A 15,044-nucleotide genomic window follows, 5' to 3' on the forward strand; every position below is an offset into this window, starting at 1 on the left:
GGATCAGGGGTGACCCTGAGCCGGCCTCGGGGGCGACCCTCAGCGGGATTTCCGGCGCCGGCTCCCCCCGGAGGCGGACGGATCCGCCACCGGCGGCACCGAGGATAGAACTGCCGCACTGACCAGCGGGGGCGGTGCGGATCGGCAGGCAGACGGAAGAGGTAGATGACGTGACCGCGATGGTAGGCCGGCAGGCGCAGGCCGCGGCCCGGGCCAGCGAAGTGTGGAAGGTGTACGGCAGCGGCGAGGCGCAGGTCATCGCGCTGCGGGGGGTGAGCGCCGAGTTCGAGCGGGGCCGGTTCACCGCGATCATGGGCCCGTCCGGCTCCGGCAAGTCGACGCTGATGCACTGCCTGGCCGGCCTGGACTCGGTGACCCGGGGCACGGTCGCGATCGGCGACACGACGGTCACCGGCCTCAACGACGCCGGGCTGACGAAGCTGCGCCGCGACAAGGTGGGCTTCATCTTCCAGCAGTTCAACCTGCTGCCCACGCTCACCGCGCAGGAGAACATCCTGCTGCCGTTGTCGATCGCCGGCCGCAAGCCGGACCCGGCCTGGTACCAGACGGTGATCGACACGGTCGGCCTGCGGGACCGGCTCGGGCACCGGCCGGCGCAGCTCTCCGGCGGCCAGCAGCAGCGGGTGGCGTGCGCCCGGGCGCTGGTCGCCCGCCCCGAGGTGATCTTCGCCGACGAGCCGACCGGCAACCTGGACTCCCGTTCCGGCGCCGAGGTGCTGAACTTCCTGCGCAACTCGGTCCGCGAGCACGGCCAGACCATCGTGATGGTCACCCACGACCCGACCGCCGCCGCGTACGCCGACCGGGTGGTGTTCCTCGCCGACGGGCAGATCGTCTCGGAGCTGATCGAGCCGACCGCCGACACCGTGCTGGACACGATGAAGAAGCTCGACACCCCGGCCGAGGTGAACGGCTGATGATCCGGGCGACGCTGAAGAGCCTGCTGGCCCGGAAGCTGCGGCTGTTCCTCTCCGGCCTGGCGGTCGTGCTGGGGGTGATGTTCGTCTCCGGCGCGTTCGTGCTGACCGACACCCTCGGCCGCACCTTCGACGCGATCTTCGCCGACGCGTACGAGGGGGTGGACGTCAACGTCGCGGCCAAGCCGAAGATCGCGGTGTCGGAGATGGAGGGCGAGCAGACGGCGGCGCCGGTGCCGGCGGCGGCCGTGGACAAGGTCCGCGCGGTGCCCGGGGTGGCCACGGCCACCGGCGTGGTCGCCGCCGACGGGGCCCGCCTGATCGGCAGCAACGGCAAGGCGGTCGCCTCGTTCGGCCCGCCGCAGCTGGGCGAGAACTGGACCGGCGAGTCCGAGCAGCTGCGACTGCGCGAGGGGCACGAGCCGCGCGCCGACGACGAGATCGTCATCAACCAGGGGCTGGCGACCGCGGGCAAGGTGAAGCTCGGCGACCGGGTCGGGGTGCTCACTCCCCTGGAGCCGAAGCAGGACTTCACCATCGTCGGAATCTTCGGTTACAGCGGCGGCCGCGACTCGATCGGCGGCAGCAACGAGATCATGTTCACCACCCCGACGGCGCAGCGGCTGATGCTGGGCGAGCCGAACACCTTCAACAGCGTGACGGTCAAGGCCGCCGGCGGGGTCACCGACGAGTCGCTGCGCGACGCGGTGGCCGCCGCCGTGGGTGACGGATACGTGGTCAAGACCGGCGAGCAGCTGTCCACCGAGGCCGCGCAGGGCTTCAAGGAGGCGCTGTCCTTCTTCAACCGGATCCTGCTCGGCTTCGCGGCGGTGGCGCTGCTGGTCGGCACGTTCCTGATCCTCAACACCTTCTCGATCATCGTCGCGCAGCGGACCCGTGAGCTGGCCCTGATGCGGGCCGTCGGGGCGAGCCGCCGGCAGATCATCGGCTCGGTGGTGCTGGAGGCCATCGCGGTGGGCCTGATCGCCTCGGTGTTCGGCCTGGCCGCCGGCATCGGCATCGGCGCGCTGCTGGCGTGGGCGTTCGGCAACCTGGCCGGCGGGCTCACCCTGGCCGGGATCGGCGTACCGGCGGCGGCGGTGATCGGCGCGTTCGCCGTCGGCCTGGTGATCACCGTGGTGGCGGCGCTGCTGCCGGCGCTGCGCGCGTCCCGGATCCCGCCGATCGCGGCGATGCAGGACGTGGCCACCCCCGACCGGCCGCTGACCCGGATCACGGTGGCCGGCGCGCTGGTCACCGCGGTCGGCGCCGCGCTGCTCTTCCTCGGGCTCAGCGGCAACGCCGGCGACAACACCCTGACCACCATCCTTGCCGGCGTGCTCTTCGCCTTCATCGGCGTGGCGCTGCTGACCCCGTTGATCAGCCGCCCGGTGGTCTCCCTGCTGGGCGCGATCTTCGCCTGGTCGGTGCCGGGGAAGCTGGGGCGGCTCAACTCCGGGCGCAACCCCCGCCGTACGGCGATCACCGCCGCCGCGCTGATGGTCGGCATCGCCCTGGTCACCGGGGTCACGGTGATCCTCGACTCGGCGAAGGGCAGCATCAGCGCCCTGGCGAAGGACACCATCAAGGCCGAACTGGTGATCGCCGGGTCGCAGAGCGGCCCGCGGCCGCCGAGCTTCGACCCGGCGGTGCTGGACAAGGCGGCCGCGCTGCCCGGTGTGCAGCTGGTCGACGGCGAGTACGGCGACATGGCCATGGTCAACGGCCAACGGACCTGGGTGGCCGCGTCCAGCAACGTGACCGCACTGGAGCGCATCTTCGGAGCGAAGGCCACCGCCGGCGACATCAGCCGGCTGGGCCCGGACCAGATGCTGTTCAGCTCCGACACCGCCAAGTCCCGCGGCGTCTCGGTCGGCTCGACCGTGAACGTGCAGCTGTCCCGCGGCGAGGCCCGCAGCTACACGGTCAGCGGCATCTACCAGAGCTCACAGTTCACCAACCCGGTGGTGCTGCCGCCGCAGGCGGCCCGCGACTTCGCCATCCCACAGCCGATCCAGGGCTACCTGCAACTCGCCCCGGGCACCCGCGTAGCCGACGTCCAGCCGCAGGTGGAACGGCTGCTCGCCGACTCCCCCGAGGTGTCCGTGGCCGACCGGGACGCGTTCATCAAGCAGCAGACAGGCTCGCTCGACGGGCTGCTCCAGATGATCCAGATCCTGCTCGCGCTGGCCATCGTGATCGCGGTGCTCGGCATCGTGAACACCCTGGCACTGTCCGTGCTGGAACGCACCCGGGAGCTGGGGCTGCTGCGCGCGATCGGACTGCGCCGAGCGCAGACCATGCGCATGATCACCGTCGAGGCGGTGGTGATCTCGGTGTTCGGCGCCCTGCTGGGCGTCGTCGTCGGCAGCGGCCTCGGCGCCGCCGTGGTCCGGGCACTGAAGGACGAGGGGATCAACGACCTGATCCTGCCCTGGGGTCAGATCGGGGTCATGCTCGGCCTGGCCGCGCTCATCGGGGTGGTCGCTGCGGTCCTGCCGGCAATCCGGGCCGCCCGGATCAACGTGCTGGGCGCCATCGCCCACGAGTGAGCCCACCGGAGGGTCCCCTGCCCGGCAGGGGGCCCTCCGCCGGGTCCGGATCAGACCGGCGGTTCGCCGAGCAGCGCCGCAAGCAGCTCCAGGTCCGCCCCGCTCAGGCTCTCCAACTGGTGTACGCCGTCGGTCGGCGGCAGCGGCACCTCCGCCGGCACGGCCAGCACGGCCGCCCCAGCAGCCAGCGCGCTGGCCACCCCGGTCGCGGAGTCCTCGATCGCCACGCACCGCGCGATCGGCACGCCGAGCAGCCGCGCGGCGGTCAGGTACGGCTCGGGGTGCGGCTTGACCGAGTCCACCTCGTCACCGCAGACCACCGCGTCGAAGCTGTCCCGGCCGAGGGTGTCCATGGCCACCTCGACCAGCGGCCGGCCGCTGGAGGTGACCAGCGCGGTGGGGATCCCCGCCGCGCGGACCGCGCGCAGCAACGCCAGCGCGCCCGGCCGCCACTGCAGCCCGGAGCGGAACAGCTCCAGGATCCGCCCGTTGATCCACTCGGCGCTGGCCTGCGGGTCCCGCTCCGGCTGACCGAGGTCGTCGTGCAGGATCCGCATCGACGCGGCCATGCTGGTGCCGACCATGCTCTTGCGGGCGGTGTCGGAGAGGGTCCCCCCGTACACCGCCGCGAGTTCCTGCAACGCGACGTCCCACAGCTTCTCGCTGTCGACCAGGGTGCCGTCCATGTCGAAGAGCACGGCGGCGGGGTGCTTGCTGATCAGCGGGGGCCTCCTCCGGTGGGCGTACCCCCGATCCTCTCAACCGGGCGCGGACGGCCGTCAGCCGAACCCGCCGAGGGTGACCTGCGGCATCAGCCCAGCCCGCAGGCGTCCAGGGAACTCTCGTAGCCGCGGAAGAACCAGTCGGTGCGCTGCTCGGCGGTGCCGTGCGAGCCCTCCGCGAACCACGGCTGGTCCGGGTCGTCGCCGACCGCCAGCAACCCCTCCCGGAACTCGTCCAGGTCACCCTTGTCCAGGGCCAGCGTCCCGGCACGGACATTGTCGCCGATGTACGCCCCGGCCATGCAGTCCGCCTGCAGCTCCTGCTGGATGTTGTAGCGGATGCCGAGGCGGACCTGCACACCGTGGGCGTACTCGTGGCCGAGCAGATAGAACAGGAACGCGTCACCGACCTGCCGGAACGCCGCCACCGACCAGTTCACGTCGTAGGCGATGAAGTCCCCGGCCGAGCAGTAGACCGCGTTGTTGCGTGGCAACGCCGCACCACGACGCGCCGCCAGGTCGGCGGTCATCCGCCGACCTGGGGTGCGGCCCGGTCTCAGTCGAGGCCGCGCATGATGTGTGGCTCTCCGTCGTCGTCGCCGAAACAGCGGTGCAGCACCTGGGCCTGGGCCCACAGGTCGAGGCTGCTCGGCGGTTCCTCGGGAGAGTCGGCTGGCACGCCGACGATCGTGGGCGTGGCCGGCCGGACCTTGACTGGCGTGTCGTCGGCCATCGTTGTCCCCTTCCCTCGTCACCTTATCCTCGCCAGGGCCTCCCGGTGCCCGCATCTTTCGGCCTGTTCAGGTGTCCGAGCGGTCCAGGTCCGCATACCCTCGGCCGGCTGTTCGACACCGGGGCACGGCGGCCGGCCGGGCCAGCCTCCGCGCGGGCGGTGGAGCGCGGTTGGAGCCGCGGTCGACCCGGCGGCTTCCACGATGGGCGCGGCGGGCAGGGTACGCCCGTCGCTCATCCACCGTTCACGGAAATTGATCTAGACCGTTACTTCCATGCGTGTCTATACATAGGCAGTCATTCCCCTCCGGACGGAGCATCATGAACCGCACCCTGCGCGCGACAGCCATCAGCCTCGTCGCGACCGTGGCCGCCACCCTCGGCCTCACCCAGCCCGCCTGGGCGGCCAGCTACTCGGCGCCGCTGGCCACCGCGGTGGCCAGCCTCCCGGTCGCCACCGAGGTCCGCACCGGCTACAACCGCGACCTGTTCCCCCACTGGATCGACGCCGACGGCAACGGCTGCAACACCCGCAACGAGGTCCTCATCGCCGAGGCCACCACCAAGCCCACCAAGGGCTCAGGCTGTTCCCTGTCCGGCGGCCGCTGGTACTCCTACTACGACAACGCATACTGGACCCTCACCAGCGACCTCGACATCGACCACATGGTCCCCCTCGCCGAGGCCTGGGACTCCGGCGCCCGCAACTGGACCACCAGCCGCCGCCAGGCGTACGCCAACGACCTCGGCGACTCCCGCGCCCTGGCCGCCGTCACCGACAACGTCAACCAGGCCAAGGGCGACCAGGACCCGGCGACCTGGATGCCTCCGTACGCCTCCGCCCGCTGCCGGTACATCAACGAGTGGGTCGCCGTGAAGATCCGCTGGCGGCTGACCGTCGACAGCGCCGAGAAGAGCGCCCTGACCAACTGGGCGAACAGCTGCCCCAACAGCACCATCTCGGTCACCTACGCGTACTGACCGCGTCGCTTGCGGGCCGGCCCACCCACGGGCCGGTCCGTCAGGCGGTCCAACCGAGCCACGCGCCACCGGCCGAGACCACCGCCAGCCAGACCAGCACCGCCGCCAACGGCACCAACGGCACGAACACCGGCCGCCGACGCAGCAGCCGGATCGCCACCGCCAGGAGCACCACCCAGACCACCAGCAGCCCGGCGAGCGCCCAACCCGGCACCACCAGGCCACTCGCCGCGTACCAGAACCCGACGGCCAGGTGTACGGCCAGCCCGAACCACCCGACCACCCGTGTCATCCGCCCCCACCCATGGTGCGGCCCCGGCGCGTGGCCACAGGTCCGTCATCTGGCCAGGAACGCCTCCACCGACGCCGCGAAGGCCGCCGGATCGTCGACCCACGGGAAGTGGCCGCTGTCCGGCTGGACCACCAGCTCGTGGCTGCCGAAGAGCGTGGCGAGCTGCCGCACCGCGGCCGCGGTCGGCCAGATGTCGTGCTCGCCGGCCAGGAGCAGGGTGGGAGCGGTGAACTCCGCCAGCCGCGCGGGCAGCGCCGGGTCGGGTGCGAACCCCGCGTAGAACCCGTCCGTGGCGGCCGGGGCGAACTGGGCGGGTTCGGCCGCGGCCTGCGCCTGGGCCGCGGGACTCCACCTGCCGTACAACAGCGGGGCCGCCTCCCACCGGTACCGCTGCTGCTCCTCCGGCGTCGTCGCCTCGGCGTGCAGCGCCGTCACCGCGGTGGCGTGCCACGGCTCGTGCGCCCGCGCGGCGAGCACCCGGTCGACCTCCAGGTCCGACGGCAACCCGACCACCCGCAACGACGGGGCGACCAGCACCAGGTGATTCAGCCGCCCGGGATGCCGGGCGGCATAGAGCAGGCAGATCCCGCCGCTGGCGGAATGCCCGAACAGATCCATCCGGTCGAGGCCCAGGTGCTGGCGCAGCGCTTCCACGTCATCGACGAGGCGGTCGACCCGATAGGTGGCGGGATCGGCGGGAACACCCGACGCGCCGGTGCCCCGGTTGTCCAGCAGGATCAGGGTACGGCTGCGGGTGAGCCCGCCCAGCTCGCCCAGGTATTCCACCGCCTGCCCGGGGCCACCGGGTATGCACACCAACGGCGGCCCGGAGCCGACGACTCGGTACGCCAGTTCCGTGCCGTCCCAGGACGTGAAGCTCTCCATAGCAACGATCCTGCCATCCGCGGCCTCGGTCGGCGTACCTCGACCAGTTCGGCCCCATCTCCGCGCACCGCCCGCCCGTCAGACCCCGTACAGCACCGCCCGGTAGCCCCACAAGGCCATGACGATCAGCACCACGATCCCCACCGCGAACGGCCACCAGCGACCGCGCGGGCGGGCGAAGGCGAAGGCGAAGGTCGCCACACAAACAGCACTGCGGCGACAGCCGTACGTCACACAGTCCGCCGACGTCCGGCCTTGTACTCCGCGATCGTCACCCAGATAGTCACCCAGCGAACTTCCGGCTGGTTGCTACCGTCCAGCCATGCGACTGGGCAGCCGTTTGTTGGTGGGTGGGTCGGCGGTCGGGCTCGGGCTGCTAGCAGGCAGCGCCACGGCTAGTGCAGGCGGCTCGATCGAACGGGCTCCGGCGGCGGCCCTCATCATGGCCGCTGCCCTGGGCGGCGCGGGACTCGCGGTCGGCTCGCTGACGGGTCTCTACAAGCAGGCAACCTGGCGGGCCACACTCGTACTACTTGGCGGCTTCTACGCCGGTACCTGGCTGAGCTCGCCCTACCACAGCCCTGCCGGGGACGCCCTTTTCCTCTTCGTCGCGGCCGTTCCTGCGAGTGTCGGTGCCGCACTCGGCTTCGCAGTCGGCCGGCACCTCGCGACCCGACGGCCTGAGACCCCTCGCTTGTAAGTTCTGGGCGCACCGTCCGCCCGCGTCCGTTTCCGGCTGCGATCTCGGGGAACCGTCCGCCGTCCGCTGGCCCCGGCCTGCCGAGTCCGTGCACGTTGCTGTCGGCACCAGTCGCCAAGAAGCGCACACGCCAGTGGCGGCTCGACCCAATCGTCCCTTCAACTCCGCGCGAGTCGACTGGTCAGCTCGGTCGCGATCTCTTCGGTCGACTTCGGTGATTCAGCGCGCGCGGCGGTAGTGCATGGACATCACGCCGTTGCTCAGCGGCTCGGCCGAGAGCAGCTCGAGCCGGCGAGTGGCGGGCAGCCCGCCCTGATACAGCGTCGGGCCGTGGCCGGCGATCATGGGATGAACAAGCAGCTTGTACTCGTCGATCAGGTCCAGCCGGTCGAGCTCGGTCGCGAGCTTGCCGCTTCCGATCAGGACCCCGTCCGGGGTCGCGTCCTTGAGCTTCTGCACGCCCTCGCGCAGATCGCCGGTGATGTGGTGGCTGTTGGTCCACGGGAAGTCCGTGCGCGTCGACGACACCACGTACTTGGGTTGAGCCTCCAGCTTGGCCGCCCACTCACGCATGGCCGGCGGCGCCTCCACGTCACCGCGGGCGACGGCCGGCCAGTAGCTCTCCATCATCTCGTAGGTGACGCGGCCCCACAGCATCGCCCCGCTCTCGTCCAAGAGACGGGTGAAGAAGGCGTGCGTCTCGTCGTCGGCGATCCCCTCCTGGTGGTCGACGCAACCGTCCACAGTGGCGTTGATGTTGAAGGTGAGCAATCCCATGGCCGGAGAGTCTAGCGCCACTACGGCGTCGGGGCCCGCCATCCGTAGCTCTCCGCTGCAATTGACAGAGCGTCGCATTACAATTCGGTTAAGCACTGTCAGCCTGTGTCTATATGTACACGAGAACGGACAGAACGGCATCTCCGTGCCGCCCGATTTCACCCAATCCAACGGAAGTTGATCAACGCTGTGACCAGGCTCGTGACCACGGCCGATCAAGTGCGGTACGTGCCATTCGGTCCTTTGCCATTCTTAGAACTCCTAACGACGCGGCTGCACGGTAACCAGGTCTCCCGGCTCAAGCGTTAACTCTGCTCGTTCGCCAGAGTCCAGATCTTGGTACACCGCCCGCCCGCTGATCAGATACGTACCTGACCCTTCCTGACGGCACCGCGCTCAGTCGTTCCAAGTTCAACCCTGGCGTCTGGAAGCCCACGATCCGGGCTGCGGGCATTCCCGACGATCGACGCAACGGCATGCACGTCCTCCGACACACCTACGCCTCGGTGCTCCTGGACGCCGGAGAGAGCACCAAGGCGCTATCGGCCTACCTGGGCCACGCCGATCCCGGCTTCACCCTCCGGGCCTACACGCACCGGCTGCCCAGCAGCGAGGACCGCACCCGGCGGGCCATCGACAAGGCGTTCGGTGAGGGCCAGGCCGCCGACGACGGCCCGGAAGCCGGTGACGGCCTGGAGACGGCATGATCATGGTTCAGTGGACTTATCAGGGGGTGAAAGTGCAGGTCAAAGCATTTTCCCCGATTATTTGGCGTTGAAGTAGTTGGCCTCCGGGTGGTGCACCACGATCGCGTCCGTGGCCTGCTCCGGCACCAGCTGGAACTCCTCCGACAACTGCACGCCGATCCGGTCCGCGCCCAGCAGCTCCACGATCTTCGCCCGGTCCTCCAGGTCCGGACAGGCCGGGTAGCCGAACGCGTACCGGCAGCCGCGGTAGTCGGTGCGCAGCAGGCCGGCCAGGTCCGCCGGGTCGTCGTCGGCCACCGTACGCCCGCTCGGCAGGGTCAGCTCGGACCGGATCCGCCGGTGCCAGTACTCGGCCAGCGCCTCGGTGAGCTGCACGGACAGGCCGTGCACCTCCAGGTAGTCGCGGTACTCGTTGCCGGCGAACATCTTCGCCGTGTACTCGCTGATCGGCTGCCCGACGGTGACCAGCTGCAACGCCACCACGTCCAGCTCCTCGCCCTTCGGCCGGAAGAAGTCGGCCAGGCACAGCCGCCGCTCCTGCCGCTGGCGGGGGAACGAGAACCGGGCCCGCTCGCTGTGCCCGTTCTCGTCCAGCACCACCAGGTCGTTGCCCTCCGCGTATGCCGGGAAGTAGCCGTACACCACGGCCGCCTCGAGCACCTGGTCGGCGATCAGCCGGTCCAGCCAGTACCGCAGCCGCGGCCGGCCCTCCGTCTCCACCAGCTCCTCGTAGGACGGGCCCTGGCCGCCCCGGGCGCCGCGCAGCCCCCACTGGCCGAGGAAGGTGGCCCGCTCGTCGAGCAGCGCCGCGTAGTCGGCCAGCGGCAGCCCCTTGACCACCCGGGTGCCGAGGAACGGCGGCTTCGGCACCTCCACGTCAACGGCCACGTCGGAGCGGACCGAGGCGTCGTCCAGCTCGGGCAGCGCCTCCCGCACCATCGCCCGCTGCCGCTCGCGCCGCTCCCGGCGGGCCGCCAGGGCCGCCTCCCGTTCCGGGTCGACCATCGGCGCGCCGCCCCGCTTGGCCGTCATCACCCGGTCCATCAGCGACAACCCTTCGAAGGCGTCTCGGGCGTAGTGCACCTGCCCCGGGAACATCGCCCGCAGGTCGTCCTCCACGTATGCGCGGGTGAGCGCCGCCCCGCCGAGCAGGACCGGCCACCGCTCCGCCACCCCGCGCGCGGCCATCTCGGCCAGGTTTTCCTTCATGATGACCGTGCTCTTGACCAGCAGGCCGGACATGCCGATCGCGTCGGCCCGGTGCTGCTCGGCGGCGTCCAGGATCGCGTTGATCGGCTGCTTGATGCCGATGTTGACGACCTCGTAGCCGTTGTTGGACAGGATGATGTCCACCAGGTTCTTGCCGATGTCGTGCACGTCGCCCTTGACGGTGGCGAGCACGATGCGCCCCTTGCCGTCGTCGTCGGTCTTCTCCATGTGCGGCTCCAGGTATGCCACCGCGGTCTTCATTACCTCGGCGGACTGGAGCACGAACGGCAGCTGCATCTGGCCGGAACCGAACAGCTCACCGACCACCTTCATGCCGTCGAGCAGCAGATCGTTGATGATCGACAACGGCGAGCGCCCCTCGGCCATGGCCGTGTCGAGGTCGGCCTCCAGGCCGTTGCGTTCGCCGTCGATGATCCGCCGCTTGAGCCGCTCGTCCAGTGGCAGCGCGGCCAACTCCTCGGCCCGGGTGGCACGCGCCGACGCCGCATCGACGCCCTCGAAGATCTCGATGAACCGCTGCACCGGGTCGTAGCCCTCCCGGCGGCGGTCGTAGATCAGGTCGAGCGCCACCTCGCGCTGCTCGTCGGGGATCTTCGACATCGGCAGGATCTTGCTGGCGTGCACGATCGCCGAGGTCAGCCCGGCTTCCGCGCACTGGTGCAGGAAGACCGAGTTGAGCACCTGCCGGGCGGCCGGGTTCAGCCCGAAGGAGACGTTGGAGATGCCGAGGGTGAAGTTCACCCCTGGGTAGCGGGCGGCGATCTCCCGGATCGCCTCGATCGTCTCGATGCCGTCGCGGCGGGTCTCCTCCTGACCGGTGGCGATCGGGAAGGTCAGCGCGTCGATGAGGATGTCCTCCCGGCGCAGCCCCCACCGGCTGGTCAGGTCCTCGATCAGCCGGACCGCGACGCGTACCTTCCAGTCCCGGGTGCGGGCCTGCCCCTCCTCGTCGATGAGCAGGGCGACCACGGCGGCGCCATGTTCCTTGACCACCGGCATGACCCGGGCGTAGCGGGACTCGGGGCCGTCGCCGTCCTCGAAGTTGACGGAGTTGACCACGCAGCGCCCGCCGAGCATCTCCAGCCCGGCCTCGATCACCGGGGGTTCGGTGGAGTCCAGCATGATCGGTAGCGTGGAGGCGGTGGCGAACCGGCCGGCCAGCTCCCGCATGTCCTGCGTGCCGTCCCGGCCGACGTAGTCGACGCAGAGGTCCAGCAGGTGCGAGCCGTCCCGGGCCTGGCCGCGGGCGATCTCCACGCACGCCTGCCAGTCGCCGGCCAGCATCGCCTCCCGGAACGCCTTGGAGCCGTTGGCGTTGGTCCGCTCCCCCACCATCAGGACGCTGGCGTCCTGGGCGAACGGCACGTGGTGGTAGATGGACGAGACGCCGGCCTCCGGCTGCGGCTCCCGGGCCACCGGCCGCGCCCCGCGCAGCCGCTCCACCAGCACCCGGATGTGCTCCGGGGTGCTGCCGCAGCAGCCGCCGACCAGGGACACGCCGTACTCGGCGACGAACTGCTCCAGGGCGTCGGCCATCTCCACCGGCGTCAGCGGGAAGTACGCGCCCTCCGCGGTCAGCACAGGCAGGCCGGCGTTCGGCATCACCGACAGCGGGATCCGCGAGTGCCGGGACAGGTAGCGCAGGTGCTCACCCATCTCCGCCGGCCCGGTCGAGCAGTTGAGCCCGATCAGGTCCACCCCGAGCGGCTCGATCGCGGTCAGCGCCGCCCCGATCTCGCTGCCCAGCAGCATCGTGCCGGTGGTCTCGACGGCGACGTGGCAGATGATCGGCACCTGTCGCCCGAGCTCGGCCATCGCCCGCTTCGACCCGATCACCGCGGCCTTGACCTGGAGCAGGTCCTGGCAGGTCTCCACGATGAGCGCGTCCGCCCCGCCGACGATCAGGCCGGCTGCGTTCTCCTGGTATGCGTCCCGCAGCGACGCGTACGCGGCGTGGCCGAGGGTGGGCAGCTTGGTGCCGGGGCCGATCGAGCCGAGCACGAAGCGGGGCTGGTCCGGCGTCGCGTACGCGTCGGCGGCCTCCCGGGCCAGCCGCGCGCCCGCCTCGGACAGCTCCCGGATCCGGCCGGCGATGCCGTACTCGGCGAGGTTCGGCAGGTTGGCGCCGAAGGTGTTCGTCTCGACGCAGTCCGCGCCGGCCGCCAGGTACGCCTCGTGCACGCCGCGGACGACGTCCGGCCGGGTGACGTTGAGGATCTCGTTGCAGCCCTCGAGGCCGTCGAAGTCGTCCAGAGTCAGGTCGGCCGCCTGGAGCATGGTCCCCATCGCCCCGTCGGCGATGAGGATCCGGTCCGCCAGCACATCCAGCAACGAAGTCCGCACAGAGCCAGGTTAGTGCGCTAATTCGGCACGGGGATATCGCAACCGTGCCTTCCCACATACTGTCAGCGGGATCACCCGTCCCTTTAATCCGCTTCAGCCGGGTTGGTCACCCCGGCCGACCGGCGCGGCCGACGGGCCGCAACCCGCGCCGACACGTAGGCTGACGGACGTGAAGGACAACAGGGACGCGACCGTGCGACGGCTCCAGGTCGCGGCGCGGCGTCAGACGCGCCGAGCTGGAGTTGTCGCAGGCGGGCGGACGTCCGGGCGACGGCCCGACACCGCTCCCCGCGAGCAGGGTGAGGTGGCGGCGTGACCGAGTTCGACGGACTGCCCGTGCTGCGGTCCCCGGTCGCCATCGCGGCCTTCGAGGGATGGAACGACGCCGCGGACGCCTCGACCGCCGCCGTGGAGCACCTGGAGCAGGTCTGGCAGGCCCGGCAGGTGGCCGAGCTGGACCCGGAGGACTTCTACGACTTCCAGGTGAGCCGGCCGACCATCACCATGGCCGACGGGGAGACCCGCCGGGTGGAGTGGCCGACCACGCGCTTCATGGTGGCCAGCCCGCCCGGCACCGAGCGGGACGTGGTGCTGGTCCGTGGCATCGAGCCGAGCATGCGCTGGCGCACCTTCTGCGAGCAGGTCCTCGAGATCTGCCACAGCCTGGAGGTCGAGCGCGTGGTGCTGCTCGGCGCGCTGCTGGCCGACGTGCCGTACACCCGGCCACTGCCGATCAGCGGCAGCGCGTCGGACGCGGACGCCGCCAAGCGCTACCAGCTGACCCCCACCCGCTACGACGGCCCGACCGGCATCGTCGGGGTGCTGCACGACGCCTGCACCCGGGCCGAGGTCGACGCGGTGTCGTTCTGGGTGCACGTCCCCCACTACGCCAACAACCCGCCCTGCCCCAAGGCCACCCTCGCGCTGCTGCACCGGGTCGAGGAGGTGCTCGACCTGCCGGTGCCGATGGCCGACCTGGCCGAGGAGGCCGCCGAGTGGGAGCAGCGGGTGCGCAGCGCCGCCGAGCAGGACGCGGAGCTGGGCGAGTACGTCCGCGAGTTGGAGGAACGGGTCGGCGACGCCGGCATCACCCCGCTCACCGGTGACGAGATCGCCCAGGAGTTCGAGAAGTACCTGCGCCGCCGCGGCGGCTCCGCCGGCCCGACCGCCGGCTCCTGGTAGCCGCTCCCTGGTCAGGCCCGCCGGGCCCCAGACACTCGTTCGGGGCCCGGTTTTCCGCGTGTCCGGGGTAGCACGGTCACGCCCGCTACGGCATCCTAGGAACCTAGCTGTCATGAGGAGGCGGGCATGCAGATCAACCCGGGAGCGGCCGAGTTCCCGCACCGGCAGATCGCCGCGCAGCTCAAGGCCCAGGTCCGCCGCGGCGACTGGGGGCCCGGTGAGCGGCTGCCGTCCATCCCGGCCATCGCCGAGATGTTCGGCGTCGCGAAGCAGACGGTGCAGCGCGCCGTCGACCAGCTGCGGGTCGAGGGCATCCTGATCACCAAACCCGGCTCCGGTACGTACGTCCGGGGCACCCGGCGCCGGCTCAACCGGCTCTCCCGCGGCCGGTACGGCGGCTTCCGCGGCTACCACACCGACCTCGCCGCCCGATACCGGCAGCAGCTCGTCTCGGTCGGCCCGGCCCCCGCCCCGCCCGAGGTGGCCGACGCGTTCGGAGTGCCCGACGGCACCGAACTGCTCTGCCGGCGGCACCTGGTCCGCACCGACGAGTCGCCGGTCGAGGTGGGCGCCTCCTGGTTCCTGCCGACCGACACCGCGGGCACCTCGCTGGAGCGGGCCGAGGCGTTCGGCCGCCCGCTCTACCAGGAGGCCGAGGAGGCCACCGGCCGCAGGTACGTCACCGCGACCGACACGATCAGCGCCCGGCAGCCCAGCCGGGAGGAGGCGGAGATCCTGCAGATCCGCCCGGACACCCCAGTGCTGCACCTGCTGCACGTCGCCTACGACGAACGGCGCAAGCCGATCGAGGTCGCTCAGGCGACGTGGCCCGGCCCGATGACCACCCTCACCGAGGAGTACAAGATCCCCGCGCCGGCCGAGCAACCCGACCCGGACCCGGGGCTCGTCCTCGGCTGACTGTGAGGCTGGCTTGGTCGGTCTGCAGGTGATGGGCTGATGGTCGGCAGCAGTGGGCGTGACTCTTCGTCTGACTGGCTTTGTG

At 70.9% G+C, this 15,044-nt stretch carries 13 protein-coding genes and 1 pseudogene; 6 read left to right on the forward strand and 8 right to left on the reverse strand.

The window, feature by feature from the left end:
- The first annotated feature begins 170 nt into the window (after positions 1-170).
- Positions 171-938, forward strand: a complete 768-nt coding sequence (locus ACFYM6_RS34520; protein ID WP_387281670.1) for an ABC transporter ATP-binding protein — start codon at positions 171-173, stop codon at positions 936-938.
- Positions 938-3,490, forward strand: coding sequence for an ABC transporter permease (locus ACFYM6_RS34525; protein WP_387281672.1), 2,553 nt, complete (start codon positions 938-940; stop codon positions 3,488-3,490). Before ACFYM6_RS34520 ends, ACFYM6_RS34525 begins: the two co-directional genes overlap by 1 nt.
- 50 nt (positions 3,491-3,540) lie before the next feature.
- On the opposite strand, the gene ACFYM6_RS34530 is transcribed toward ACFYM6_RS34525, so the two are convergent.
- The 3 genes and pseudogenes from ACFYM6_RS34530 to ACFYM6_RS34540 all read right to left on the reverse strand — a co-directional run bounded on the left by ACFYM6_RS34530 (position 3,541) and on the right by ACFYM6_RS34540 (position 4,945).
- Entirely contained in the window at positions 3,541-4,188 is a 648-nt protein-coding gene (locus ACFYM6_RS34530; protein ID WP_387281673.1) for an HAD family hydrolase, read from the reverse strand.
- Between the two features lie 113 nt (positions 4,189-4,301).
- Positions 4,302-4,715, reverse strand: a pseudogene (locus ACFYM6_RS34535) (neutral zinc metallopeptidase); the annotation flags it as partial.
- A gap of 53 nt (positions 4,716-4,768) precedes the next feature.
- The gene (locus ACFYM6_RS34540; RefSeq protein ID WP_198940418.1) at positions 4,769-4,945 is read right to left on the reverse strand and encodes a hypothetical protein; all 177 of its coding nucleotides are present in this window, start codon (positions 4,943-4,945) and stop codon (positions 4,769-4,771) included.
- A 320-nt stretch (positions 4,946-5,265) separates the two neighbouring features.
- On the opposite strand from ACFYM6_RS34540, the gene ACFYM6_RS34545 reads away from it, so the two are divergent.
- Positions 5,266-5,925: an HNH endonuclease family protein gene (locus ACFYM6_RS34545; RefSeq protein ID WP_387281675.1), complete on the forward strand. Its 660-nt coding sequence runs from the start codon at positions 5,266-5,268 to the stop codon at positions 5,923-5,925.
- Between the two features lie 40 nt (positions 5,926-5,965).
- On the opposite strand, the gene ACFYM6_RS34550 is transcribed toward ACFYM6_RS34545, so the two are convergent.
- The 4 genes from ACFYM6_RS34550 to ACFYM6_RS34565 form a co-directional block, all read right to left on the reverse strand.
- Entirely contained in the window at positions 5,966-6,217 is a 252-nt protein-coding gene (locus tag ACFYM6_RS34550) for a hypothetical protein (protein WP_387281676.1), read from the reverse strand.
- Between the two features lie 45 nt (positions 6,218-6,262).
- Positions 6,263-7,102 carry an alpha/beta fold hydrolase gene (locus tag ACFYM6_RS34555; RefSeq protein WP_387281677.1) on the reverse strand — a complete coding sequence of 280 codons (840 nt, stop codon included), beginning with the start codon at positions 7,100-7,102 and terminating at the stop codon, positions 6,263-6,265.
- A gap of 78 nt (positions 7,103-7,180) precedes the next feature.
- Positions 7,181-7,303: a hypothetical protein gene (locus ACFYM6_RS34560; RefSeq protein WP_387281678.1), complete on the reverse strand. Its 123-nt coding sequence runs from the start codon at positions 7,301-7,303 to the stop codon at positions 7,181-7,183.
- Positions 7,304-8,021: 718 nt separating this feature from the next.
- Positions 8,022-8,579 (reverse strand): dihydrofolate reductase family protein, encoded by a 558-nt coding sequence (locus tag ACFYM6_RS34565; RefSeq protein WP_387281679.1) that lies wholly within the window; start codon positions 8,577-8,579, stop codon positions 8,022-8,024.
- A gap of 371 nt (positions 8,580-8,950) precedes the next feature.
- Here ACFYM6_RS34565 and ACFYM6_RS34570 point away from each other — a divergent pair, with 371 nt between their 5' ends.
- On the forward strand, positions 8,951-9,286 hold the full coding sequence (locus ACFYM6_RS34570; RefSeq protein WP_387281683.1) for a tyrosine-type recombinase/integrase: 336 nt from the start codon (positions 8,951-8,953) through the stop codon (positions 9,284-9,286).
- Between the two features lie 57 nt (positions 9,287-9,343).
- Here ACFYM6_RS34570 and metH read toward each other — a convergent pair whose 3' ends face one another.
- Positions 9,344-12,859, reverse strand: a complete 3,516-nt coding sequence (gene metH / locus ACFYM6_RS34575) for a methionine synthase (protein WP_387281680.1) — start codon at positions 12,857-12,859, stop codon at positions 9,344-9,346.
- 312 nt (positions 12,860-13,171) lie between these two features.
- On the opposite strand from metH, the gene ACFYM6_RS34580 reads away from it, so the two are divergent.
- On the forward strand, positions 13,172-14,041 hold the full coding sequence (locus tag ACFYM6_RS34580) for a PAC2 family protein (RefSeq protein ID WP_357442434.1): 870 nt from the start codon (positions 13,172-13,174) through the stop codon (positions 14,039-14,041).
- Positions 14,042-14,167: 126 nt separating this feature from the next.
- On the forward strand, positions 14,168-14,959 hold the full coding sequence (locus tag ACFYM6_RS34585; protein WP_387281681.1) for a GntR family transcriptional regulator: 792 nt from the start codon (positions 14,168-14,170) through the stop codon (positions 14,957-14,959).
- Positions 14,960-15,044 lie beyond the last annotated feature (85 nt).

It is taken from the genome of Micromonospora sp. NPDC006431 (genome assembly GCF_042870725.1).
In the GTDB taxonomy this organism is placed as follows: domain Bacteria; phylum Actinomycetota; class Actinomycetes; order Mycobacteriales; family Micromonosporaceae; genus Micromonospora.